The organism is Caballeronia sp. INML2 (assembly GCF_023631365.1).
Classification (GTDB): Bacteria; Pseudomonadota; Gammaproteobacteria; order Burkholderiales; family Burkholderiaceae; genus Caballeronia; species Caballeronia turbans.
In genome coordinates this window covers 14,692-38,474 of sequence record NZ_JALQDH010000040.1, presented here as the reverse complement: position 1 = coordinate 38,474, position 23,783 = coordinate 14,692, and the positions used below count along the sequence as shown (strand labels likewise).

At 63.9% G+C, this 23,783-nt stretch carries 19 protein-coding genes, 1 tRNA gene and 2 riboswitches; of the genes, 14 read left to right on the top strand and 6 right to left on the bottom strand.

Annotated features, from left to right (window positions below; all coding sequences use genetic code 11):
* The first annotated feature begins 90 nt into the window (after window positions 1–90).
* Complete coding sequence (locus NCT32_RS13535; protein WP_061116578.1) at window positions 91–1,239, top strand: branched-chain amino acid ABC transporter substrate-binding protein; 1,149 nt, start codon at window positions 91–93, stop codon at window positions 1,237–1,239.
* A gap of 40 nt (window positions 1,240–1,279) precedes the next feature.
* Here NCT32_RS13535 and NCT32_RS13530 read toward each other — a convergent pair whose 3' ends face one another.
* The 3 genes from NCT32_RS13530 to NCT32_RS13520 form a co-directional block, all read right to left on the bottom strand.
* Window positions 1,280–1,816, bottom strand: coding sequence for a cytochrome b/b6 domain-containing protein (locus NCT32_RS13530; RefSeq protein ID WP_061116577.1), 537 nt, complete (start codon window positions 1,814–1,816; stop codon window positions 1,280–1,282).
* Window positions 1,817–1,821: 5 nt separating this feature from the next.
* Window positions 1,822–2,085, bottom strand: a complete 264-nt coding sequence (locus tag NCT32_RS13525; RefSeq protein WP_044041758.1) for a PepSY domain-containing protein — start codon at window positions 2,083–2,085, stop codon at window positions 1,822–1,824.
* A 78-nt stretch (window positions 2,086–2,163) separates the two neighbouring features.
* A complete protein-coding gene (locus NCT32_RS13520) occupies window positions 2,164–3,870 on the bottom strand; it encodes a thiamine pyrophosphate-binding protein (protein ID WP_250490402.1) in 1,707 nt (568 codons plus the stop codon).
* A 311-nt stretch (window positions 3,871–4,181) separates the two neighbouring features.
* On the opposite strand from NCT32_RS13520, the gene flhF reads away from it, so the two are divergent.
* Genes flhF through NCT32_RS13505 form a run of 3 tightly spaced genes read left to right on the top strand, consistent with a single transcriptional unit; the run spans window position 4,182 to window position 7,650 of the window.
* The gene (gene flhF / locus NCT32_RS13515) at window positions 4,182–5,990 is read left to right on the top strand and encodes a flagellar biosynthesis protein FlhF (RefSeq protein WP_250490401.1); all 1,809 of its coding nucleotides are present in this window, start codon (window positions 4,182–4,184) and stop codon (window positions 5,988–5,990) included.
* Complete coding sequence (locus tag NCT32_RS13510; protein WP_061116574.1) at window positions 5,983–6,900, top strand: hypothetical protein; 918 nt, start codon at window positions 5,983–5,985, stop codon at window positions 6,898–6,900. The genes flhF and NCT32_RS13510 overlap by 8 nt, the downstream gene beginning before the upstream one ends.
* 18 nt (window positions 6,901–6,918) lie before the next feature.
* A complete protein-coding gene (locus NCT32_RS13505; protein ID WP_061116573.1) occupies window positions 6,919–7,650 on the top strand; it encodes an RNA polymerase sigma factor FliA in 732 nt (243 codons plus the stop codon).
* A 45-nt stretch (window positions 7,651–7,695) separates the two neighbouring features.
* On the opposite strand, the gene NCT32_RS13500 is transcribed toward NCT32_RS13505, so the two are convergent.
* On the bottom strand, window positions 7,696–8,790 hold the full coding sequence (locus tag NCT32_RS13500) for a GGDEF domain-containing protein (protein ID WP_250477222.1): 1,095 nt from the start codon (window positions 8,788–8,790) through the stop codon (window positions 7,696–7,698).
* Window positions 8,791–8,981: 191 nt separating this feature from the next.
* On the opposite strand from NCT32_RS13500, the gene NCT32_RS13495 reads away from it, so the two are divergent.
* Entirely contained in the window at window positions 8,982–10,001 is a 1,020-nt protein-coding gene (locus tag NCT32_RS13495; RefSeq protein ID WP_250477221.1) for an aromatic ring-hydroxylating dioxygenase subunit alpha, read from the top strand.
* Window positions 10,002–10,071: 70 nt separating this feature from the next.
* Here NCT32_RS13495 and NCT32_RS13490 read toward each other — a convergent pair.
* Window positions 10,072–10,147: transfer RNA gene (locus NCT32_RS13490), tRNA-Arg, on the bottom strand.
* A 304-nt stretch (window positions 10,148–10,451) separates the two neighbouring features.
* On the opposite strand from NCT32_RS13490, the gene NCT32_RS13485 reads away from it, so the two are divergent.
* Window positions 10,452–11,366, top strand: a complete 915-nt coding sequence (locus tag NCT32_RS13485; RefSeq protein ID WP_250477220.1) for a cytochrome c5 family protein — start codon at window positions 10,452–10,454, stop codon at window positions 11,364–11,366.
* A 73-nt stretch (window positions 11,367–11,439) separates the two neighbouring features.
* Here NCT32_RS13485 and NCT32_RS13480 read toward each other — a convergent pair whose 3' ends face one another.
* Window positions 11,440–13,527 carry a UvrD-helicase domain-containing protein gene (locus NCT32_RS13480; protein WP_250477219.1) on the bottom strand — a complete coding sequence of 696 codons (2,088 nt, stop codon included), beginning with the start codon at window positions 13,525–13,527 and terminating at the stop codon, window positions 11,440–11,442.
* A 145-nt stretch (window positions 13,528–13,672) separates the two neighbouring features.
* Between NCT32_RS13480 and NCT32_RS13475 the strand changes: the two genes are divergently transcribed.
* From NCT32_RS13475 to NCT32_RS13440, 8 genes are all read left to right on the top strand, one after another.
* On the top strand, window positions 13,673–14,719 hold the full coding sequence (locus NCT32_RS13475; protein WP_250477218.1) for an oxidoreductase: 1,047 nt from the start codon (window positions 13,673–13,675) through the stop codon (window positions 14,717–14,719).
* 82 nt (window positions 14,720–14,801) lie between these two features.
* A riboswitch (glycine riboswitch) is annotated at window positions 14,802–14,904 on the top strand.
* A 10-nt stretch (window positions 14,905–14,914) separates the two neighbouring features.
* A riboswitch (glycine riboswitch) is annotated at window positions 14,915–15,046 on the top strand.
* 116 nt (window positions 15,047–15,162) lie between these two features.
* On the top strand, window positions 15,163–16,287 hold the full coding sequence (gcvT, locus tag NCT32_RS13470) for a glycine cleavage system aminomethyltransferase GcvT (protein WP_250477217.1): 1,125 nt from the start codon (window positions 15,163–15,165) through the stop codon (window positions 16,285–16,287).
* A 61-nt stretch (window positions 16,288–16,348) separates the two neighbouring features.
* Window positions 16,349–16,729 carry a glycine cleavage system protein GcvH gene (gcvH, locus tag NCT32_RS13465; RefSeq protein ID WP_061116567.1) on the top strand — a complete coding sequence of 127 codons (381 nt, stop codon included), beginning with the start codon at window positions 16,349–16,351 and terminating at the stop codon, window positions 16,727–16,729.
* A 53-nt stretch (window positions 16,730–16,782) separates the two neighbouring features.
* Window positions 16,783–19,713: an aminomethyl-transferring glycine dehydrogenase gene (gene gcvP / locus NCT32_RS13460; protein WP_250477216.1), complete on the top strand. Its 2,931-nt coding sequence runs from the start codon at window positions 16,783–16,785 to the stop codon at window positions 19,711–19,713.
* 124 nt (window positions 19,714–19,837) lie between these two features.
* Window positions 19,838–20,941: an alginate lyase family protein gene (locus NCT32_RS13455; protein WP_061116565.1), complete on the top strand. Its 1,104-nt coding sequence runs from the start codon at window positions 19,838–19,840 to the stop codon at window positions 20,939–20,941.
* A 21-nt stretch (window positions 20,942–20,962) separates the two neighbouring features.
* Window positions 20,963–22,351: an L-serine ammonia-lyase gene (locus NCT32_RS13450; RefSeq protein ID WP_061116564.1), complete on the top strand. Its 1,389-nt coding sequence runs from the start codon at window positions 20,963–20,965 to the stop codon at window positions 22,349–22,351.
* A gap of 185 nt (window positions 22,352–22,536) precedes the next feature.
* Complete coding sequence (locus NCT32_RS13445; RefSeq protein WP_250477215.1) at window positions 22,537–23,034, top strand: hypothetical protein; 498 nt, start codon at window positions 22,537–22,539, stop codon at window positions 23,032–23,034.
* Complete coding sequence (locus NCT32_RS13440) at window positions 23,025–23,780, top strand: hypothetical protein (RefSeq protein ID WP_250490400.1); 756 nt, start codon at window positions 23,025–23,027, stop codon at window positions 23,778–23,780. Before NCT32_RS13445 ends, NCT32_RS13440 begins: the two co-directional genes overlap by 10 nt.
* Window positions 23,781–23,783: the final 3 nt, after the last annotated feature.

Genomic DNA, 23,783 nt, shown 5'->3' with positions numbered 1-23,783 from the left:
GAGCGCTCGATTCAAACGAATTCAAACAAGCGGCAGCAGGCACGGCGATCCCGGCACAGGCTGCCATCCACACTGGAACCAGGAGAAGCTATGAAGCACACGATGACCAAGCTGGCAGCAGCCATGACGCTCGCCGGCCTGTCGTTCGCGGGGACCGCATTTGCGCAGCAAGCCGAGGACGTGAAGGTCGGTTACGCCGGACCGCTGACCGGCGCGCAGGCGCACTACGGCAAGGACATGCAGAACGGCATCACGCTCGCTGTCGAAGATTTCAACGCCACGAAGCCGGTGATCGGCGGCAAGCCGGTTCGCATCGTGCTGAACTCGGCCGACGATCAGGCCGACCCGCGCACCGGTACGACCGTCGCACAGCGCCTCGTCGACGACGGCATCAAGGGCATGCTCGGCCACTTCAATTCGGGCACGACGATCCCGGCGTCGCGCATCTACGCGAACGCGGGCATCCCCGAAATCGCGATGGCGACGGCGCCCGAGTACACGACGCAAGGCTTCAAGACGGCCTTCCGCATGATGACCTCCGACACGCAGCAAGGCTCGGTCGCGGGCGAGTTCGCGGTGAAGAACCTGAAGGTCAAGAAGATCGCGATCGTCGATGACCGCACGGCTTATGGCCAGGGTCTCGCCGACCAGTTCGAGAAGGCGGCGAAGGCGGCCGGTGGCACGATCGTCGACCGTGAATTCACGAACGACAAGGCTGTCGACTTCAAGGCGATTCTGACCAAGATCAAGTCGATGAACCCGGACCTCGTGTACTACGGCGGCGCGGATTCGCAAGCCGGCCCGATGGTCAAGCAGATGAAGACGCTCGGCTTCCGCGCACCGCTGATGGCGGGCGAAATGGTGAAGACCGACACGTTCGTCAAGATCGCGGGTGACGCGGCCGAGGGCACGGTGGCATCGCTCGCCGGCCTGCCGATGAACGAAATGCCGGGCGGCGCCGAATACGAAGCGAAGTACAAGAAGCGCTTCAACGAAGACGTGCAGACCTACTCGCCGTACGCCTACGACGGCGCGATGGCGATGTTCAACGCGATGAAGGCGGCCAACTCGACGGACCCGGCGAAGTACCTGCCGTTCCTCGCGAAGACCGACATGCAGGGCGTGACGGCGAAGCACCTCTCGTACGACTCGAAGGGCGACCTGAAGAACGGCGGTATTACGCTGTACAAGGTCGTTGGCGGGAAGTGGACGACGTTGCAGAGCGTGGGCGGGAAGTAAGCGCTCGCGGTCGAGCCAGAAGAAAGCCTCGTGATTCAGGTCACGAGGCTTTTTTGTTTTCCGCGCCGCGCTTGTCCCCCGTCACCATCGCTCGGACAAGATTCTCCCGCGTCCACACGCTCATCAGCACCGCGGCCGCGACATGCACGCAAACGCAGACCTCGATCGCAACGGACAGCCACGCATGAACCTCCTGCGGCCAGTCCTCGCCCCAGAACGCATCGAGCCTCATGATCCAGCCGGACACCGCGAGCGCCAGGATGAGCAACCAGAGAAAGAGCGCCATCAACCCGCCGAGCGGATTGTGTGAAACATGGCGCACCGGCTGGCCCTTCGCAAGCGATTGCAGATAGTCGAAGAGATGCGAACGCGTCGGCCACCACGCTGAAAATCGCGCGTGACGCGATCCGATGAAACCCCACACGATGCGCGCGACAACGAGCCCGGCCGCGACATATCCGAGCATGCGATGCGTGGAATCCGTCGGCCCGAACAGATTCCACAAGACGATGCCCGCGACGGCCCAATGCGTGAGCCGCACCCACGCGTCCCAGACTCGCACGCGTGCCACGGACATGACGCTTACTCGACTTCCGACTTCACGACAGCCAGCGTCTTCGTGTCGTAATAAATCTCGACTTTCTTGCCGTTCTTGTCGTGGCCGTAAATCTCGTAGCAGTTGCCATCGACCTTGAATTTGCGAATCTTGTAGCCTTGCGCTTCGAGTTGCGCCTTGGCATCCGATTCCTTCATCCATTCGCTTTTCGGATGCGCGGTGCAATCAGCCTTCGCGAAGGCCGCGCCCGAAAAGCCCAATGCCAATGACAACGCCAGAATCTTAAGCATCGCTAACTCCCAGTGTTTTTGAACTGGCTACTCTACTGCCACCGGGAGTGCGCTGCAAGAAGATTGAAAGTTTGTCTCTTACCGCTGTCCTTGCTGGCGAATTTGTTCGAGTGTCGCGCCCGGCGTGCTCTGTTCTTGCGGAATGCGGATCTCGATCACCGCGGGCAAGCCGGAATTTCGCGCGCGTTCGAATGCCGGCATGAACTGGTCCGTCGTTTCGACGAGTTCCCCATGCGCGCCGAACGCGCGCGCATACGCGGCGAAGTCCGGATTCGTGAGCCCCGTCCCATGCACGCGATTCGGATAATGCCGCTCCTGATGCATGCGGATCGTTCCGTACTGCGCGTTGTTCACGACGATGAAAATCACCGGCAATTCATATTGCATGGCTGTGGCGATTTCATGACTCGACATCATGAAGCAGCCGTCGCCTGCGAACGCGATCACCGTGCGTTCCGGATACAGCGACTTCGCGGCGATCGCGGCGGGCACACCGTAACCCATCGCCCCGCTCGTCGGCGCGCACTGCGACCGGAAATGCCGATATGAATAGTGCCGATGCAGCCACGTCGCGTAATTTCCCGCGCCGTTCGTGAGGATCGAATCGGCGGGAATCGTTTCGGCGAGCTGGCGCATGATTTCGCCGAGCTGGACATCGCCAAGCATCGGGCGCGGCTTGCGCCATTCGAGATACGCGGCGTGCGCGGCTTCGGCCTCGCCATGCCACGCGATGTTCGCGGGCGGCGTCAGCGCCGCGAGCATCGACGCGATTTCCGGCATGCCCGAGACGATCGGAAGATCGGCGCTGTAGACGCGCCCGAGTTCCTCCGCGCCCTGATGCACGTGAATGAGCGTCTGCTTCGTCTTCGGGATGTCGAGCAGTGTGTAGCCGCCCGTCGTCGATTCGCCCATGCGCGGGCCGAGCACGAAGAGCACGTCGGCATCGCGCACGCGCGCGGCGAGTGCCGGATTGATGCCGAGGCCGACATCGCCGGCATAGTTCGGATGCTCGTTCGAGAGCGTGTCCTGATAGCGGAATGCGCAGCCCACCGGCAACTGCCATTGCTCGACGAAGCGTGCGAAGTCCTGCGTCGCCTCGAGCGTCCAGCCGCTGCCGCCCGCGATCACGAACGGCTTCTTCGCGTGGGCAAGCAACTCGCGCAACCGCTCGATTTGCGCCGCCGACGGCGATGCCGCCACGCGCTGATAACGCGGCGCCGGCGGCGCGGCTGCGACCGTTTCCGTCAGCATGTCTTCCGGCAGCGCGAGCACGACCGGCCCCGGACGGCCCGACGTCGCGGTGTGGAACGCGTGGCTCATGTATTCCGGCACGCGGCGCGGATCGTCGATCTGCGCGACCCATTTCGCCATCTGCCCGAACATCCGGCGATAGTCGATTTCCTGAAACGCCTCGCGGTCCATGTGTTCCCGCGCGCATTGGCCAATGAGCAGGATCATCGGCGTCGAATCCTGAAACGCGGTGTGCACGCCGATCGACGCGTGCGTCGCGCCCGGCCCGCGCGTGACGATCGCGACGCCCGGCTTGCCCGTCAGCTTGCCGACCGCCTCGGCCATGTTCGCCGCGCCCGCCTCGTGGCGGCAGACGATCGTCTGAATGTGCGAGGTCTCGTCGTGCAGGGAATCGAGCACGGCGAGAAAGCTCTCGCCGGGCACGCAGAACACGCGCTCGACGCCGTGATGCACGAGCGCATCGACGACGAGACGCGCGCCGGTGGTTTGACTTTCGGGAAAAACGGACTGCGCGGAGGGGACAGCGGACGCCATGCGAAGAAGTCTCCTGTGAGTGTCCGGACGCTCGTACAGGCGAGCCGGACGGTGAGCGAACTGCCCTAAAGCTTACGCCGTCGGGCGAGCGTTCGGACAGAAGCAAAGCGGAATCTTTTTCCGGCGCGCGCAACCTTCGCGCGCCCGGCGCCGCATTTCCATCAGCCGAAATACCCCTTTTTCTCACCCTTTATCCAGCGATGGACGAAGGGTGAAGTTCGCAATAATGGCCTCACTGAAAAGCGGACACGGCAATGAGCCAAGTGGGTCCGCTTGCTAAAGATCGCAGTTACACCTCATCGGGGGCAAGTTTGAATATTCGTAAATTCATTGGCGCGAACAGCCGCGACGCATTGCGCCAGGTTCGTGAAGCGCTCGGCCCCGATGCCGTGGTGTTGTCGAATCGAACGCTGGATGACGGCTCCGTCGAGATCGTCGGCGTCGCGGACAGCGATATCGCGTCGATCTCGCCGGCCGCGAAGGAACAGGCAGTGCGTTCGACGAGCACGCCGCGCGCCGCTCTGGCGGCTGCGGCGGCCGCGATGCCGGCAAAACAATCCGCCGCGAATCCCTACGCGAGCGGCGACGTGTTCTCGTCGGTCTTCGGCGCGAACACCGACGCCGACGATGAAGACGAGTTCGCGCACGAACACGACGCGACGTCCGGCGAAGAAGCGCCGCGCACGATGGCCGAATCGAACCCGTGGCTGATCGAGCACGCGAAGCGCATCGCGCAGCAGGCGACGATGCCGTCGAACCGTCCGCTCACGGCGTCCGCCGCGATCGCACGCGGCATGGGCGTGCCGGTGCCGGTCGCCGCGCATGAGACGCGCGCCGACAAGATGCCGGAAGCCGGCAAGTACGCGATTCGCCAGCAAGCGCAGGCGCAGGCTCAAACGAGCCGCGTCGAGGCCGCCGGTCAGACGCGCGCTCAATCGAAGGTCGAAACGCCTGACTGGGCACGCGAGGCCGCGCAGGTCGCCGCACGCCGTGCCGCGCAGAAGATCAACGCGAGCGCGCCGCACGCCGACGCACCGGCGGCAAGCACCGCGACGGCCGCGCCCAAAGGCGCCTTCGAAGGTCTGCCGGCGAACGCGGCGGCCGTCGTGACCGAAGCGATCCGCGCGCGCATGGAGCAAGTCGTCAACGAAACGGTGATGAACGAGCTTTCGTCGATGCGCACGATGATGGAAGAGCAGTTCTCCGGTCTGTTGTGGGGCGAGCGCCAGCGCCGCAACCCGACCGGGGGCCTGCTGACCAAGCGTCTTTTCGCCGCCGGTTTTTCCGCGCAGCTCGTCCGCATGATGGTGGAGAACATGCCGGAAATGGAAAACGTGGAAGGCGCGCTCGAATGGGTGCAGCAGGTGCTCGAATCGAATATCCCGGTGATGGATAGCGAAGACGCGCTGATGGAGCGCGGCGGCGTGTTCGCGCTGATGGGCCCGACGGGCGTCGGCAAGACGACGACCACGGCGAAGCTCGCGGCGCGCTGCGTGATGCGCTTCGGCGCGAGCAAGGTCGCGCTGCTCACGACCGACAGCTACCGGATCGGCGCGCACGAGCAGTTGCGCATCTTCGGCAAGATCCTCGGCGTGTCGGTGCACGCGGTGAAGGACGCCGCCGACCTGCAGCTCGCGCTTTCCGAGCTGCGCAACAAACATATCGTGCTGATCGACACGATCGGCATGAGCCAGCGCGACCGCATGGTCTCGGACCAGATCGCGATGCTGTGCGGCGCGGGCCATCCGGTGCAGCGCATCCTGCTGCTCAACGCGACGAGCCACGGCGACACGCTCAACGAAGTCGTGCAGGCATACAAGAGCGCGGCGGATCAGCCGCCGCTCGCGGGCTGCATCCTGACCAAGCTCGACGAAGCGACGAATCTCGGCGGCGTGCTCGATACCGTCATCCGCTACAAGCTGCCGGTGCATTACGTGTCGACCGGCCAGAAGGTACCGGAGAACCTGTACGTCGCGACCAAGCGTTTCCTCATCAAGAGCGCGTTCTGCATTCCGCGCGACGGCTCGCCGTTCGTGCCGCAGGACGAAGAAGTGCCGGCGCTGCTCTCCGCACTGTCCGCGCGCGCCACGACCGAACTGCATGAGGTGCACTTTGGATAAGTTCGTGCTCGACCAGGCGGAAGGTCTGCGACGGCTGCTCACGCGCGCCGGTTCGCGCGTGGTGGCGGTGGCGGGCGGGCCGGCGGGCATCGGATGCACGTCGGCGGTGGTGAATCTCGGCGCGGCGCTGTCCGTGCACGGCAAGGATGTGCTCGTCATCGACGAGCATCGGGGCGCGGGCTCGGCGAGCCGCATGCTGGGCCTCTCCGATGCAGGCGCGCTCGCCGCTGTGATGTCGGGCCGCCGCGCGCTCGCCGATGTCGTCGAGCGCACGCCGTTCGGCTTCTCGCAGATCGCCGCGCCGCGCGACGAGCGCATCAGTCACGACGCCGCGCAGTGCCGCGCATTGCTCGATGGTCCGGCGGACATCGTTCTCATCGACGCGCAACTGGACCGTCACGGCGCACTGTCGACGCTCGCGGCGCAGGCGCATGACTTTCTCATCGTGACGCGGGTGGCTGCGTCGGCGATCACCGAGGCGTATGCGTGCATGAAGCGCCTGCACTACGCCCATGCGATCGGCCAGTTCCGCGTGCTCATCAATCACGTGCAGAACCCGGCCGACGCGGCGGTCGCGTTCGACAACCTGTCGGGCGTCGCGAGCCGGTATCTGGCCGTGTCGCTCGTGCAGGCAGGGTATGTGTCCGAGGATGCGCGCGTCGCTCGGGCGAAGGAGCTTTCACGCTGCGCAGTCGAAGCGTTCCCGGCTACGGCCGCGGCGCGCGACTACCGCGCGATTGCGGCGGAGCTCCTGCACTGGCCGATGCGCCCCGCGCCGTACATGCGCGCGGCGAACGGTCAGCCAGACGCGCGAATTCCGGTTGGCGACTCTGAACAGGGCGGGCGGGAGGCGGCGCATCGTGTGGCCGCGCTTCACGACTTTGCAATGACCAGCACGGCGTCGATGTGATCAAGATAGGTGACCAAGATGTATAACGCCCAAGGCAAACTCTCACAGTCGGACGTCCTGACGAAATATGCGCCGCTCGTTCGCCGACTGGGGCTTCAGCTCGTCGCCAAGATGCCGGCGAGCGTCGATCTCGACGATCTCATCCAGGCCGGCATGATCGGACTCATGGACGCGGCGAGCCGCTACAAGGAAGATCAGGGCGCGCAATTCGAAACCTACGCGAGCCAGCGCATTCGCGGCGCGATGCTCGACGAGCTGCGCGCGAACGACTGGCTGCCGCGCAGCATGCGCAAGACGTCGCGCGAAGTGGAATCGGCGGTGCACAAGGTCGAGCAGAACCTCGGCCGCTCCGCAAGCGAGACGGAGATCGCCGAGCACATGAACATGCCGCTCGACGAATATCAGTCGATGCTCCAGGATCTGCACGGCAGCCAGCTGATCTACTACGAAGACTTCGACCGCTCCGCCGACGACGAGCCGTTCCTCGACCGCTATTGCGTCGATCGCTCGGACCCGCTTTCGGCGCTGCTCGACGACAGCCTGCGCGGTGCGTTGATCGAAGCGATCGACAAGCTGCCCGAGCGCGAGAAGCTGCTGATGAGCCTCTACTACGAACGCGGTCTGAACCTGCGCGAAATCGGCGCGGTGATGGAAGTCAGCGAATCGCGTGTGTGCCAGTTGCACAGCCAGGCGGTCGCGCGTCTGCGCACGAAGCTGCGCGAGCAGGCGTGGACGAGCGTCGAGGCGTGATCCGGCCTTGAGCCGGGGTGCCCGCCTGCATGCGGGCACGTCGATTCAATTCGCTTCGAAGTCGCGCGTTTCGGCGAAGACGGTTTTCCCTTCGCCGAGACTTTTTGCGCGATACATCGCACGGTCGGCGGCGCGCAGCACGGCGGTGATGCCGGATTGTTGCGCGGCCGTCGCGCTGGAAAGCAGACACGCGCCGATGCTCGCCGATACCGACACCGGCCGCTCCTGCACCGAGGTCATCGCGCCGAGCACCGAGTGAATGCTGTCGGCCACCGACAGCACCGCCGCGCGATCGCGTACCTGATGCGCGAGCACGACGAACTCGTCGCCGCCCAGACGCGCGATCGTGTCCGTCTTGCGCATGCGCTTCGCGAGCGATTGCGCGAAGGCTTGCAGCAGCATGTCGCCGACGGCGTGACCGTAGGTATCGTTCACTTCCTTGAAGCCGTCGAGGTCGATGAGGAGGAGCGCGGCGGCGTGGTCGCCATCGGCATCGCGCGTGCTCATCGCGCGATCGACGACCCGCTCGAGCGCGTATCGGTTGGACAGACCGGTGAGCGGATCGGTCGATGCCTGACGTGCGAGATCGCGATTCGCGTTGCCGAGCCGATCGACGAGCACGCTCAAATACACCGATGCGCCCAGCACGCTCAAGCCCAGCCCGATCGCGGCGGGAAGATTGGCGCGCCACCACGGCTGCCAGATACCGAGCGCGATCACGATGATGAGCGCCGTCGCGCACGACACGGCGAGCGTGCGCTTGCCGTATCGGCATCCCGAGCCGATCAGAAACCAGAACATCACCCAGATGAGCGGTAGCGCGATCGCACCGCCCGCCGCGAGCGCGAGCCCGAGCAGGGTTTGATCGGCGATGGTCGTGACGGTGAGACGCTTCTCCGAAGGCGAACTCATGCGGCTCACGATCAGGAGCGTCACCGCGCCGTAAGACACATAGAGCGCGACGAGGCGTGCAACCAGCAGTGCATCGTATGAAGGGCGTAGCCAGGCGAAGACGCCGTAGGCCAGAAGAACCGCCGCTCCCATCCAGACCCGCAGCGTGGCCTGCTCGCGTTCGGGATTCCGGTGTTCGGACCATGCGAAGGCATAAGTCCGGCGTGCCGGTTGATGCGCCTGCTCCATACTGAACCCCTGGATGGTGATTTCTTTCTTTTATCTTGCTGTCATGTACTGCGGCCCCGTCGCGTGGCATCGGCTGGATGGAGTGGCATCGAATTGCGCCGAGCGAGCGATCCGCTATTTTGCAACGTTTTGTGAAGACGCTGTGTTTCGTGTAATAACGGCTTTCGGACTTCTATTTCTGATTCACTGTGATGCGCGACGAATCTCTTTCTCTGGCTGGCGAATGGCTGCCGGTTTGCAATAGCGAAGACGTTCCCGAAGGCGCTGCGCGCGGGTTCGTCGTCGCCGATGAGCGGATCGTCGTGTGGCGTGACAGTGTCGGCGCGGCGCATGTGTGGCGCGATTACTGTCCGCATCGGGGCGCGCAGTTGTCGCTCGGACATGTGATGCGCGATCAGATCGTGTGCCCTTATCACGGCTGGCGTTACGACATCGAAGGGCAGTGTCTGCACATTCCGTCGAATCCGTCGCTGCGTCCTTCGAAGCGTGCCTGCGCGACGACCTTCGTCAGCGAGGAGAAGTACGGCGTCGTGTGGATGTGCTTGAGCGAACCGGCTTACGCGCTCGATTTCTTTCCCGAAGCCGCGATTCCCGGGGGGCGGCGCATCAATCTCGCGCCGCAGACTGTGAGGTCGTCGGCGCCGCGCGTCGTCGAGAATTTTCTCGATATGGCGCACTTTTCGTTCGTGCATGTGGGGATTCTGGGCGAAGAGACGCATACGGAAGTGCCGGACTATGAAGTCGTGCAGACTTCCGATGGCGGACTCGAAGCGCGGCAGTGTCGATACTGGCAGCCCGCGGGGATTCCGGGGCAGGGCGGCGGCGCGATGATCGACTATGTGTATCGCGTCAAGCGGCCGTTGATCGCGAGTCTCACGAAGATGGCATCGGGCGGGCAGGGCGCGCTGCATATCATGCTGGCGGCGTCGCCGGTGACGCAGACGGAGACGCGCGCGTGGCTCGTGTCGATTCATGAGGACGACACGACGCATTCCGATCAGGCGCTCTACGACTTCAATATGGAGATCCTGATGCAGGACACGCCGATCGTCGAGTCGCAATGGCCTCGGCGTCTGCCGCTCGATCTCGATGCGGAGCTGCATCAGCGGTGTGATCGGATGGCGGTGGCGTATCGGAGGTGGTTGGCGGGGATGGGGTTTGGGTGGGGGACGATGGTGGGCGAATCGGGAGCGTTTTCCGGCGAGCGCTAGTTCAGCCGGGCCGGCGGAATCGCGGACAGAAACAACCAACGAACGACAACCGGATCGAGGGGGAATTCATTGGCGCGCCCGGCTGGGATCGAACCAGCAACCCCTGCCTTCGGAGGGCAGTACTCTATCCATTGAGCTACGGGCGCATCGGAGAAAGGCCTTGCGTGAGGGAGCGCCCGAAAACAAAAGGCGCCTACAAGGCCCATGCGAATCCGAGAGAATACCTGTTTTCCATGACTTCGTCCATCGCACGGGCCTGGACGCATCGCGCGAAGCATCACACGATTCGGGTAAACGCCCGCACCGCCGCCCCGGCCACCTCGCGCCGACAGTTAAGCGTTCCGTCTATAATCGACCGTGCCTTTCCCCAAGGCCCGCGCAAGCGCAATGCGGTAGCTGTCACGCTGTCACTGAACCGACTCACACCAAAAAACGGGAGACGAGACAAGCATGAGCGAAGCACCCCACGGAGCCCCGATCAAGACACCCGGCCAACTCATCGCCGCGGTCATCGCGGGATTCGGCATCCCGGTCGCCATCATCATTCTGCTCGCGGTGTATGTGAACAACTCGACGCGTACCGGCGCGGGCACGGACATCGAGCAGTCGGTGAAGGAGCGCATCGCGCCCGCCGCGCAGGTCGATATCCGCGATGCCAACGCACCGCGCGTCTACAAGACCGGCGAAGAAGTTTTCAAGGCCGTCTGCTCGGCCTGTCACGCAGCGGGCACCGCTGGCGCACCGAAGTTCGGCGATGCCGGCGCGTGGGCCCCGCGCATCGGCGAAGGCTACGACACGCTCCTGCACAACGCGCTCAACGGCAAGGGCGCGATGCCCGCACGCGGCGGCGCCAGCCCCGACGATTACAGCGACTTCGAAATTGCGCGCGCGGTTGTCTATATGGCGAACGGCAGCGGCGGCAAACTGGCCGAACCGGCGCAACCCGCGTCGGGCCCAGCGGCGAGCGCGGGCGCATCAGGTGCGGCAGCGGCTTCGGGCGCGGCGGCTCCGGCGGGAGCGAGCGCGAATGAGAACGCGCAGGCGGCGGCAGCCGTCGCGGCGCTGGCATCGGTGCCGCAGGCTGCATCGGCTGCGCCGGCGGCCGGCGGTCAAAGCGCGGATGCCGCGCAGGCCGGCAAGGCACTCTACGAGCAAGTCTGCCAGGCGTGTCACGCGGCCGGCGTGCTCAACGCGCCGAAGTTCGGCGACAAGGCCGCATGGGCGCCGCGCCTGAAGGAGCCGATGGACACCGTCTATAACTACGCGCTGCACGGCAAAGGCGCGATGCCGCCGAAGGGCGGATCGAACGCGCCGGATGCGGACGTGAAGGCGGCCGTCGATTACATGGTGAACGCGGCGAAGTAACCTTCTCGAGTGCAATGAGAAAAACCCTGCGTCTTGCGGCGCAGGGTTTTTTGTTTGGAGCACGAAGAAGGCATCAAGGTTTCTGCAGCATCGCCTTGAGCATCGCCATACGATCCTTCGGCGACAGCGGCTTTTCCTCGGCGGTCGGTGGCGGCGCATCGTCGAGCAGCATCTCGGGGATGAAGCGCGAGGGCTCGCACACCACCGTCTCCCGCGCGCGCTTTCTCTTCTTGCACCAGTTCAGATGCAGACTGCGCTGCGCGCGCGTGATCGCGACATACATCAGCCGGCGCTCTTCCTCGATGCGCGAATCGTCGACGGGCGCGTCGTCGTCCGAGCTGCCGCGATGCGGCATGATCCCTTCTTCGACGCCCACCAGAAACACGTGCGGATACTCCAGTCCCTTCGACGCATGCACCGTCGACAACCGCACCGCATCCGGATCTTCCTCCTTGCCTTCGAGCATCGACATCAGCGCGACGGTCTGGATCAGGCCGAGCAGGTTCTTGCCTTCATCGGCGAACCCGTCGGCGGTGTCGTAGCCTGTCTGCTCCGTTCCCGGCGCGGCTTCGGGCTTCGTGCCCTTGCGCTTGAGCCATTCGAGAAACTCGAGCACGTTCTGCCATTTCGACTGCGCCTGGCGCTCGTCGTACGCATCGTAGAGATACGACTCGTAGTGGATGGCTTCCATCATGTCGTCGAGCACTTCGGTCGCGGGATCGCGTGCCGCGCGGTCCGACAGCCGGCGAATCCATTCGCAGAAGGTGCGTAGCGGCTCGACCTGCCGCGCAGACAGACGCGCCTCGATGCCGCCCATGAACACCGCCTCGAAGAGCGACACCTTCGCCGCGCCCGCGAACGCGCCGAGCGCTTCGAGCGTGGTATTGCCGACGCCTCGCCGCGGAGTCGTGATCGCGCGAATGAACGCGGGATCGTCGTCGGGATTGGCGATCAGGCGCAGATACGCGATGAGATCCTTGATCTCCGCCTTGTCGAAAAACGACTGCCCGCCCGACAGCACATAAGGAATGCGCTCGCGCCGCAGCACTTGCTCGAAGATGCGCGCCTGAAAATTGCCGCGATAAAGAATCGCGTAGTCGCGGAACTGCGTGCGCCGCTCGAACTTGTGCGCCGATAGCCGGAACACGACGGATTCCGCCTCGTGCTCCTCGTCGTTGCAGCCGGTGACGGTGATCGTGTCGCCCATGCCGTGCTCGGACCACAGTTTCTTTTCGAACAGCTTCGGATTGTTCGCGATGACATTGTTCGCCGCCGTCAGGATGCGCACCGTCGAGCGATAGTTCTGCTCCAGCTTGACGACGTGCAGCTTCGCAAAATCCTTGCCGAGCTGCGCGAGGTTTTCGAGCGTTGCGCCGCGCCAGCCGTAGATGGCCTGATCGTCGTCGCCGACCGCCGTGAACGCCGCGCGCGGGCCGGCGAGCTGCTTCAGCAATTCGTACTGACAGGCGTTGGTGTCCTGATACTCGTCGATCAGCAGATAACGCAGGCGGTTCTGCCACTTGTCGCGCACCTGCTCGTTCTCGGCGAAAAGCTGCGCGGGACGCAGGATCAGATCGTCGAAATCGAGCGCCTGATACGCGTGCAGCGTCGCCGCATAGCTGCGATACACGATCGCTGCCTGGTGCTCGTCGTCGTTGCTCGCGAGCACGGACGCCTGATCCGGCGACACCATCGCGTTCTTCCACAGCGAGATGATCGACTGGATCTTGCGGATCAGCCCCTTGTCGGTCGTGCCGAGTTGTTCCTGGACCATGCCGAAACAGTCGTCCGAATCCATGATCGAGAACTGCGGCTTCAGCCCGACGTGCTCCGCTTCCTGCCGCATGATCTGCACGCCGAGCGAGTGGAAGGTGCAGATCGTCAATTGATTGACGGGAATCTTGCGGCCTTCCTTGCCGGGCGTCGTGAGCGTCTTGCCTTCGAGCAGCTTCGCGGTGCGCTCGCGCATTTCGAGCGCGGCCTTGTTCGTGAACGTGAGCGCGGCGATGTGCTTCGGCTCGAAGCCGCGTCCTTCGATCAGATGCGCGATCTTCTGTGTGATCACGCGCGTCTTGCCGCTGCCCGCGCCGGCGAGCACGAGACAGGGACCATCGAGATAGCGCACGGCTTCGCTTTGCGCGGCGTTGAGACCAGCGGACATCGTATTGGGCTTCTGGAGTTCGGGGCGCGCTTGCTGAAACCCGCGCGCGGAGGAGAGCGCGATGTTAACACGATAGCGGCGGCGCGGTTCCGGCCCTCGTTCGTGCCACAATATCCGATCGAATTTACGACAGGACGATGCCCGCATGAGCACAGCACTGAAAGTCGGCGTGATGGGCTACGGCCTCGCCGGCGCGACATTTCACGCACCCGTCATCGAGCACTGCGGCCGGGCGGAAGTGACGGCCATCGCGACGAGCCAGGCCGAACGCGCGACGGCGGATTATCCGAACGCGCGGATCGTCGCGGACTTCGAGGCGCTGCTCGCCGTCGACGGGCTCGAATGTGTCGTCGTGGCGACGCCGAACGACACGCACTTCGATCTCGCGCATCGCGCGTTGTCGGCGGGCAAGCATGTGGTCGTCGACAAGCCGGTCACGCTTTCCGCGCGCGACGCACGCACGCTCGCCGATCTCGCCGCGCAAGGCGGTCTCGTGTTCGCGCCGTTTCACAACCGCCGCTGGGACGGCGACTTCATGACGGTGCGCGCGCTCGTCGAAAGCGGGCGGCTCGGGCGCATCACGCATTACGAATCGCATTTCGACCGTTTTCGCCCGAAAGTGCCGCAGCGCTGGCGCGAGGAAGCCGAGCGCGGCGGCGGCCTGCTGTTCGATCTGGGGCCGCATCTGATCGATCAGGCGCTGACGCTCTTCGGCGCGCCGCAGACGGTGACGGCGTTCGTGAAGGCGCATCGCGATCACGCGCACGCGCCGGATTACGTGCATCTCGTGCTCGGTTACGACGACAAGGAAGTGATCCTGCACGCCAGCGCGCTCGCGGCGCTGGAACCGCCACGTTTCGCGATCCACGGCACGCGGGGCAGCTATGTGAAAAACGGGCTCGATACGCAGGAAGACCAGTTGCGTTCCGGCATGCGGCCCGGCAATCCGGAGTTTGCGAAGAATCCGCCGGGCGTGCTGCGCGAAGTCGATGGCGATCTCGACCTGCGCCATGAATTCGCCACGAAGGACGGCGCGTATATCGAGTTTTATCGCGCGCTGGCGGCGTCGATTCAGGACGGCAAGCCGTTTCCCATTTCGCCGCAGGACGCGGTCGATACGATGACGATCATCGAACTGGCGATTCAGAGTGACCGGGAAGGGCGGCGCGTGCCGTTTCGGCAACTCGACTGAACATCGTTCAGCGGACGTGTTCGGTGTCCATCGAACGCGCCCGAATCCGTTTGACAAGCCCTATTCGGTCGCGTAAATTCTGCCGCACGCGTCGGGAGAGCGCGTGGTTTCGTTCATGCAGCGAAGACCGCGCCGCCGAAGGGGCATACCCGCAAACTCTCAGGCAAAAGGACCGACGGCGTCGAGGAATTCGTTTCCTCGCACTCTGGAGAGCGGCAGCGGCTTCCTCATGAAGCCAGTTGCCCACCGAAGGGGCGCGCGATGAACCGCAGCACGACCGTGCACGGTTCGCGCAATCTCTCAGGTACCGAGGACAGAGGGGTCACGCATCGCATCCGCTACGGGGCATGAGCCTTGCGCGCTGCTTTCGGCAGCACGAAAAGGCATCGGCCGGGCGAAATGTGCGCGGCGTGGCCTTTTTTGTTTCGCGAACCGAGGCCCCGATGACCGAACTTCAACACACGCCCCTGCACGCCGCCCACCTCGCGCTGAACGCGCGCATGGTCGATTTCGGCGGCTGGGACATGCCCGTCAACTACGGTTCGCAGATCGACGAGCATCGCGCCGTGCGCACCGACGCCGGCATGTTCGACGTGTCGCATATGCGCGTCGTCGATTTCGAGGGCGACGCCGTCCGCGAATTCTTCAGGTACGCCATCGCCAATAACGTCGACAAGCTCACGACGCCCGGCCGTGCGCTCTACTCGTGCCTGCTCAACGGCAACGGCGGCGTGATCGACGATCTGATCGTCTACTACTTTTCCGAAACGAGTTTCCGCGTGGTCGTGAACGCGGGGACGGCGGAAAAGGACATCGCCTGGTTCGGCCAGTTGAATGCCGAAGGCGAATTCAATCTTTCCATCACGCCGCGCCGCGATCTCGCGATCATCGCCGTTCAGGGCCCGACCGCGCGCGAAAAGACCTGGCAAGTGCTGCCGGACACGCGCGCGCAAACTCAGGACATCAAGCCATTCAACGCGGCCGTTTTCCCGTCGACGCAATATGGCGAGCTGATGCTCGCGCGCACCGGCTATACCGGCGAGGACGGCTTCGAGATCGTCGTTCCGGCGACACAAGTCGAAGCGTTGTGGAACGCGCTCGCCGCCGTGGGCGTGAAGCCCGCCGGCCTCGGTGCGCGCGACACGCTGCGTCTCGAAGCCGGCATGAACCTGTACGGTCAGGACATGGACGAGACGGTTTCGCCGCTCGACGCCGGCCTCGCATGGACCGTCGATCTGAAAACGCAGCGCGATTTCGTTGGCCGCAGCGCGCTCGAGGCGCACGGCTCCAAGGCCAATTTCGTCGGGCTCGTGCTGATCAAGGAAAACGGCAAGGCGGGCGGCGTGCTGCGCGCCCATCAGAAAGTCGTCACGCCGCACGGCGACGGCGAGATCACGAGCGGCACCTTTTCGCCGTCGATGCAGGAATCCATCGCCTTCGCGCGCGTGCCGGCGGCTGTCGCCGTCGGAGACACGGTGCAGGTCGTCATCCGCGACAAGCAACTTCCGGCGCGCGTGGTAAAACTTCCGTTCGTGCGCAACGGCAAGGTTCTCGTCGAGCTGTCGTAACGCCGTCGCGCCCGTTTCCTCGAATCAAGAACCTCACGAAAGCACACGCAAGGAGCATCCAATGAGCATCCCGGCCGATCTGAAATACACCGAATCGCACGAATGGGTCCGCACCGAATCCGATGGCACGCTGACCGTCGGCATCACCGATCACGCGCAGGAAGCGCTCGGTGACATCGTCTTCGTCGAGTTGCCCGCGGCGGGCAAGACCGTGACCGCGGGCGATGCGATCGCCGTCATCGAATCGGTGAAAGCGGCATCGGACATCTACGCGCCGGTCTCGGGCGAAATCGTCGCATCGAACGACGCGCTCACGTCGGCGCCCGATCAGGTGAACGGCGCGCCGTACGAAAGCTGGCTCTTCAAGATCAAGCCGGCGGGCGACGCCGGCCTGGACAAGCTGCTCGACGCCGAAGGCTACGGCAAGTCGATCGGCGAATAACTCATCTCAATGACGATTGCGGCTCAACGGTGAGCCGCATCGCAGGAACTCACATGAAGCTCGAACACCCGGATCGCCTGATGAACCGCACTTCCCTGTCACTCGCCGCGCTCGAATGCCACGACGCATTCGTCGAGCGGCACATCGGCCCCGATGAAGCGGACCAGCGCGCGATGCTCGAAGCGCTCGGTTTCGCGTCGCGCGCGGCCTTCATCGACGCGGTGATTCCTGAATCGATCCGCCGCAACGAAACGCTGCCGCTCGGTGCGTTCACGCAGCCGAAGAGCGAAGCGGAAGCGCTCGCGTCGCTGCGCCGGCTGGCGGACGAGAATCTGGTGTTTCGAACCTACATCGGCCAGGGTTACTACGGCACGCACACGCCGGCGGTGATCCTGCGCAACGTGCTCGAAAATCCGGCGTGGTACACGGCTTACACGCCGTATCAGCCGGAGATTTCGCAAGGCCGTCTGGAGGCGCTGCTCAATTTCCAGCAGATGGTGATGGACCTGACCGGCCTCGCGATGGCGAACGCCTCGCTGCTCGACGAAGCCACGGCCGCAGCCGAAGCGATGACGCTCCTGCAGCGCGTCGGCAAGCCGAAATCGAACGTGTTCTACGTCGCCGATGACGTGCTGCCGCAGACCATCGAAGTGGTGAAGACGCGCGCGAAGCCCGCGGGCATCGAAGTGAAGGTCGGCCCGGCCGCGGATGCTGCGAGCGCGAACGCGTTCGGCGTGCTGCTGCAATACCCCGGCGCGAATGGCGATGTGCGCGACTATCGCGCGCTCGCGGAAGCAATCCACGCGGCGGGCGGCCATGTCGTCGCGGCGGCGGATCTGCTCGCGCTGACGCTCATCACGCCGCCGGGCGAATGGGGCGCGGATGTCGCAATCGGCAATACGCAGCGTTTCGGCGTGCCGGTCGGCTTCGGCGGGCCGCATGCGGCGTACATGGCCGTGCGCGACGAATTCAAGCGCCAGATGCCGGGGCGTCTCGTCGGCGTGACCGTCGATGCGCAAGGCAATTCCGCGCTGCGCCTCGCGCTGCAAACGCGTGAACAGCACATTCGCCGCGAAAAGGCGACGTCGAACGTCTGCACGGCGCAAGCGCTGCTCGCGATCATGGCCAGCATGTATGCCGTCTATCATGGCCCGCGCGGCCTGAAGACGATCGCGTTGCGCGTGAACCGCGTGGCGTCCATTTTTGCGGCCGGCGTGAAGAAGCTCGGCTATGCAATCGCCAACGACACGTTCTTCGACACGATCACGATCGACAGCGGCGCGAGCACGACCGCGCTGCATCAGGCTGCGTACGCCGCGCATATCAACCTGCGCCACGTGAGCGCGACGCAAGTCGGCGTATCGCTCGATGAAACCACCACGCGCGACGACCTGCTCAAGCTCTTCGCGCTGTTCGCCGAAGTCGCGGGCAAGACCGAAACGTTCGATATCGACGCGCTCGATCAGGCCGCAGCCGATCCGCTGCCGGCGCAACTGCATCGCACGAGCGCGTACCTCACGCATCCGGTCTTCAATCGCCACCACTCCGAACACGAAATGCTGCGCTATCTGCGCAGCCTCGCCGACAAGGATCTCGCGCTCGACCGCACGATGATCCCGCTCGGCTCCTGCACGATGAAGCTCAACGCGACATCCGAAATGCTGCCCGTCACGTGGCCCGAGTTCGCGCAGATTCACCCGTTTGCGCCCGCCGAGCAAACGGTCGGCTATCGCACGATGATCGATCAGCTCGAACAGATGCTCGTCGCGTGCACGGGTTACGCGGCTGTTTCGCTGCAGCCGAACGCCGGCTCACAAGGCGAATACGCGGGGCTGCTCATCATCCACGCGTATCACGAATCGCGCGGCGAAGGGCATCGCAATGTGTGCCTGATTCCGGCGTCCGCGCACGGCACGAATCCGGCGTCGGCGCAGATGGCGGGCATGCAGGTCGTCGTCGTTGCGTGCGATTCGAACGGCAACGTCGATATCGAAGATCTGAAGGCGAAGGCCGAAAAGCATTCCGCGAATCTCGCGGCGATCATGATCACGTATCCGTCGACGCACGGCGTATTCGAGCGCAACGTCCGCGAGATTTGCGACATCGTGCATTCGCACGGCGGCCAGGTGTATGTCGACGGCGCGAACATGAACGCCATGGTCGGCCTGTGCGCGCCTGGCCAGTTCGGCGGCGACGTGTCGCACCTGAACCTGCACAAGACGTTCTGCATTCCGCACGGCGGCGGCGGGCCGGGTGTCGGTCCGGTTGCAGTCGGCGCGCATCTGGCGAAGTTCCTGCCGAATCAGGCATCCACGGGTTACAAGCGCGACGACGCGGGCATCGGCGCGGTGTCGTCGGCGCCTTACGGCTCGGCCGCGATCCTGCCGATCTCGTGGATGTACATCGCGATGATGGGCGCGCAAGGTCTCACTGCCGCCACCGAAAGCGCGATCCTCGCGGCGAACTATGTCGCCAAGCGTCTCGCGCCGCACTATCCGGTGCTGTACAGCGGCGCGGGCGGACTCGTTGCGCACGAGTGCATTCTCGACGTTCGGCCGATCAAGGAATCGAGCGGCATCTCGGTGGAAGACGTGGCGAAGCGCCTGATCGACTACGGCTTCCACGCGCCGACGATGAGCTTCCCCGTGCCCGGCACGCTCATGGTCGAGCCGACGGAATCGGAATCGAAGGAAGAGCTCGACCGCTTCATCGACGCGATGATCGCGATCCGCGAGGAAATCCGTGCGGTGGAAGAAGGCCGCGCCGATCGCGAGGACAACGTGCTGAAGAACGCGCCGCACACGGCGACGGTCGTCGCGGCGGATGACTGGACGCACACGTACACGCGCGAGGCGGCGGCGTATCCGGTGAAGTCGCTGGTGGCGCGCAAGTACTGGTCGCCGGTCGGACGCGCGGATAACGCGTATGGCGACCGCAATCTGATGTGCTCGTGCGTGCCCGTATCGGAGTACGCGGACGACTAAGGCATCGCGAAGGACCTGAGAGGGCGCCGCCCGGAAGCGTAAAGCATTGTCGGGCGGTTTTGCGGCGCGTTCCAGAACAGCTAACATCTCACCCCGGACCAAAAAGCCAAACCAGGGAGTTCACATGGCGTTCAAGGTGCGAGAGGTGAAAGGGACGATCCGCGCGCGCGCGGCGCGAGCGATGCTCGGCGCGCTGCTCGTCGCCGCGTCGTCCGCGCAGGCCGCGATGAATTTCTGCGCCGCGCCCGCGATGCAGACGAGCGAACGCACCAATGCCGATCCCGGTGTGAAGGCGCTGGTGAAGATGGTGCAATCGCACGTGAACGATCAGCCGAAGGCGCGCGCGAAGCTGCACACCGAAGGCACGCTGCCGCACGAGGGCATCTACGACGAAAGCGTCGAAGCGGAGAAAGACCTCGGCCTCATGCGCGATGCCGCACTCGCGTGGCGCGCGACCGGCGACGAGCGCTATCTGCGGCTCGTCGACCGCTTCCTGTTCGCGTGGACGACGACCTATCAGCCGAGCTTCAATCCAATCGACGAGACGAACTTCGAATCGTTGATCCTGGCGTACGACCTCACGGCGAGCGCCCTGCCGGTCAAGACGCGCAACGCGGCGAACGCGTTCATCACGAAAATGGTGAACGGCTACATCGCCGACATGGACAAGCAGCCCCGGCCGCTCACCGGCAATTACCGGAACAACTGGCAGAGCCATCGCGTGAAGCTGGTGGCGATGGGCGCGTTCACCATCGACGACCGCAAGCTCATCAATGCGGCGCAGCGGCTTTTCGTCGAGCATATCGGCGACAACATCGCGCCGGACGGATCGACGGTCGATTTCGCCGAACGCGATGCGCTTCGCTACGTGACGTACGATCTTCAGCCGCTCGTGACGGCGGCGCTCGCCGCGCGGCGGCACAACCGCAACTGGCTGCCGGAGCGCGCGCAGTCGGGCGCGACGCTCGCCGAGGCGCTCAACTGGCTCACGCCCTACGCGCTCGGCACGAAGACGCACGATGAATTCGTGAAGTCGTCCGTGCCGTTCGACGCCAAGCGTCGCGAGGCGGGCTTGCCGGGTTTCTCGGGTCAGTGGGATCCGAAGAACGCGGCGGAACTCTTTCATCTGGCGGCGCGGCTTGACGGCCGCTACGCGCCGGTCGCGCTGCGGCTTGCACCGACCCCGCCCGCCTGGCTCGCGGTGTGTCTGCCGCTGCCGGCGCGCTAACTCTTACACGCAGGAGCAGTCATGGCAGTCAGCGTATTCGACCTCTTCAAAGTCGGCATCGGACCTTCGAGCTCGCACACTGTCGGACCGATGCGCGCAGCATTAATGTTCGCGCAGGGGCTCGAGCGCGACGGGCTGCTGGAACCGACCGCATCGGTGAAATGCGAGTTGTACGGCTCGCTCGGCGCGACGGGCAAGGGCCACGGCACGGACCGCGGCGTGATGCTCGGCCTGATGGGGGATGCGCCCGATACCGTCGATGCTTCGAGCATCGTTCCGCGACTCGAAGCGGTGCGTGCGTCGAAGACGCTCGCGTTGCTCAACAAGCGCAAGATTCCGTTCACGATCAAGGAAAACATCGCGTTCTATCGGCAGGCGCTGCCGGAGCATCCGAACGGCATGAAGCTCTACGCGTTCGATGCGGACGGCGCGTTGCTGCGCGAAGCGACGTACCTGTCGGTGGGCGGCGGATTCGTCGTGACGGCAGGCGCGGCGAACACGGCGGTGCTGACGGCGCACGAGCAGTTGCCGTATCCGTTCCATACCGGCGACGAGCTGATGAAGATGTGCGCTGAATCGGGCAAGTCGATCGCGCAGTTGATGTGGGAAAACGAGCGCGTCTGGCGAAGCGAGGACGAGATTCGCACGGGCCTTTTGCGCATCTGGGACGTGATGCAGGATTGCGTCGCGCGCGGCTGCGGTATCGGCAATCCGGATGCGGAAGGGCACTTGCCGGGACCGTTTCAGGTGAAGCGGCGCGCGCCGCAGTTGTACAAGGCGCTGGCGGGCAAACCGGAGCAGGCCTTGCGCGATCCGCTTTCAATGATCGACTGGATCAATCTCTACGCGATCGCGGTGAATGAAGAGAACGCGATCGGCGGACGCGTCGTCACGGCGCCGACCAACGGCGCGGCGGGGATCATTCCGGCGGTGCTGCATTACTACGACCGGTTCGTGCCGGGGTCGAACACGCAGGGCGTCATCGATTTTCTGCTGACGGCGGCCGCGATCGGCATTCTGTACAAGATGAATGCTTCCATCTCCGGCGCGGAAGTGGGATGTCAGGGGGAAGTCGGCGTCGCCTGTTCGATGGCGGCGGGGGCGTTGGCCGCGGTGCAAGGTGGAACACCGGCGCAGGTGGAGAACGCAGCCGAAATCGGCATGGAGCATAACCTCGGGCTGACTTGCGATCCGGTCGGCGGGATGGTGCAGATTCCGTGCATCGAGCGCAATGCGATGGGTTCCGTGAAAGCCGTCAACGCCGCGCGCATGGCGATGCGCGGGGACGGGTCGCATTACGTTTCGCTCGATTCGGTCATCAAGACGATGCGGGAAACCGGCGCGGATATGAAGACCAAATACAAGGAAACTTCGCGCGGTGGGTTGGCGGTGAATATTGTGGAGTGTTGAGTTAGCTCGCTGCCTCGACTCAGCTTTCTCTGACGCAGTTTGAAATATTCGTTAAACGAAGGATTGCGTGCCGGCGGTTGCGGTTAGCATCGGTTCCGAAGGGGGAATTGATCGGCCGCTCACGTCCTGAATCGCGCACAGCGTTGCCCGATGCGGTCGCTCGAAACAACTGAGAGAGCCGCATCGTGAATCCGAAAGACCTTGCCAGACACAAAAGCGCGATCAAGTACCTTACGGGAACGCCCCAATTCACTAAGCTGGTCAGGAACAAACTTCCTAAGCCCTTCAACAAGATAGGGCGGCAGGGCAGTCAGGCTACCGACCTTATCCCGGTATCGGACGAGCATCGTGTGATCTTCATTTGGCACGACGGCCCCGAGCGCACCGACCGCTCGTTTTACGCTTACTTGCTCTGCGTCGTTCGCAGCGGCGATTTATACCCACTCTTCGAGTTCCACTATCATCCCAGTCACAAGGACTTGCATTGCAAGCTGCCTTGCAGCACAACGGTCGATTACCGGAATCGCTTGCTGCCACGCGCGCCCGAGCTTAACCTTAAGCCTCATCGTGACTTCGATCCAAGGCTGGAACCGGACCGAGCCGAACTGATCAAGATCTTTTGCAAAGCCGTCGGCATCGAGACGCCGATCAGAATAAATCGCCAAGGTGACCTATGGAGTTGACCGAATCGCTGAAGCGGACCATCTGTTCTCTATTCGAAGTGCACTCCGACACCAATGGCACGCATCGAATCGTCACGCCACTTGAATATCCTGGGACCGGAGACCGCGTCGTGGTGCGCGTGCGTCCAAAGAACGGCTCGTACGTGATCGACGAAAATGGAGAAGCATGCTTGTACGCGAGCATGGCAGGCGGTGACGTGGAGTCGGCAGCGCTTGGGCGATGGTCGCGCGAATTCGCCGAGCTGAGCCCGGCCCGCCTTTGCGACGACGAAGTGATACGCGCCATGACACACGACGAGGGAAGTATCGCGTCCTACGTTTTCCGCGTCGCCGAGGCTGCCCAGCAACTCTACGGAATTGCGACGTCGCAGGCAGAACGGCAGTCGAACAGCGACTTCAAAGAACGGCTATCGAGCGTCCTCGGGGAAATAGCAAATGAAATCGGCATTCCGCTTCGCTCGGACGTCCAGCTTCCGATTCCCGGCGGTTTGGTAGCTGATCACGTTCTCGAGGCGCGCAAGCCCTTGATCATCATCGGTGCCTCGAATTCCACCCATCTGCTTGAAGCAGAGGTGATCTATATGCAGTACAAGGTGCAGAAGATCAGCGGCTACATTCTGGCGATTGCGGAGAGCCAGAAGGCAGTGACGAAGAAGCAATTCGAGCGGGCGAACTATTACACGGATAAGACCGTGGCCTTCGACGCGAAAAACCTCAAAGGGATGATTGCTGCATCGCTTCATTAGGCA

Coding starts and splice junctions, on each gene's coding strand:
- NCT32_RS13535 (WP_061116578.1), top strand. CDS start 91: ATGAAGCACACGATGACCAAGCTGGCAGCAGCCATGACGCTCGCCGGC.
- NCT32_RS13530 (WP_061116577.1), bottom strand. CDS start 1,816: ATGTCCGTGGCACGCGTGCGAGTCTGGGACGCGTGGGTGCGGCTCACG.
- NCT32_RS13525 (WP_044041758.1), bottom strand. CDS start 2,085: ATGCTTAAGATTCTGGCGTTGTCATTGGCATTGGGCTTTTCGGGCGCG.
- NCT32_RS13520 (WP_250490402.1), bottom strand. CDS start 3,870: ATGGCGTCCGCTGTCCCCTCCGCGCAGTCCGTTTTTCCCGAAAGTCAA.
- NCT32_RS13505 (WP_061116573.1), top strand. CDS start 6,919: ATGTATAACGCCCAAGGCAAACTCTCACAGTCGGACGTCCTGACGAAA.
- NCT32_RS13500 (WP_250477222.1), bottom strand. CDS start 8,790: ATGGAGCAGGCGCATCAACCGGCACGCCGGACTTATGCCTTCGCATGG.
- NCT32_RS13495 (WP_250477221.1), top strand. CDS start 8,982: ATGCGCGACGAATCTCTTTCTCTGGCTGGCGAATGGCTGCCGGTTTGC.
- NCT32_RS13485 (WP_250477220.1), top strand. CDS start 10,452: ATGAGCGAAGCACCCCACGGAGCCCCGATCAAGACACCCGGCCAACTC.
- NCT32_RS13480 (WP_250477219.1), bottom strand. CDS start 13,527: ATGTCCGCTGGTCTCAACGCCGCGCAAAGCGAAGCCGTGCGCTATCTC.
- NCT32_RS13475 (WP_250477218.1), top strand. CDS start 13,673: ATGAGCACAGCACTGAAAGTCGGCGTGATGGGCTACGGCCTCGCCGGC.
- gcvT (WP_250477217.1), top strand. CDS start 15,163: ATGACCGAACTTCAACACACGCCCCTGCACGCCGCCCACCTCGCGCTG.
- gcvH (WP_061116567.1), top strand. CDS start 16,349: ATGAGCATCCCGGCCGATCTGAAATACACCGAATCGCACGAATGGGTC.
- gcvP (WP_250477216.1), top strand. CDS start 16,783: ATGAAGCTCGAACACCCGGATCGCCTGATGAACCGCACTTCCCTGTCA.
- NCT32_RS13455 (WP_061116565.1), top strand. CDS start 19,838: ATGGCGTTCAAGGTGCGAGAGGTGAAAGGGACGATCCGCGCGCGCGCG.
- NCT32_RS13450 (WP_061116564.1), top strand. CDS start 20,963: ATGGCAGTCAGCGTATTCGACCTCTTCAAAGTCGGCATCGGACCTTCG.
- NCT32_RS13440 (WP_250490400.1), top strand. CDS start 23,025: ATGGAGTTGACCGAATCGCTGAAGCGGACCATCTGTTCTCTATTCGAA.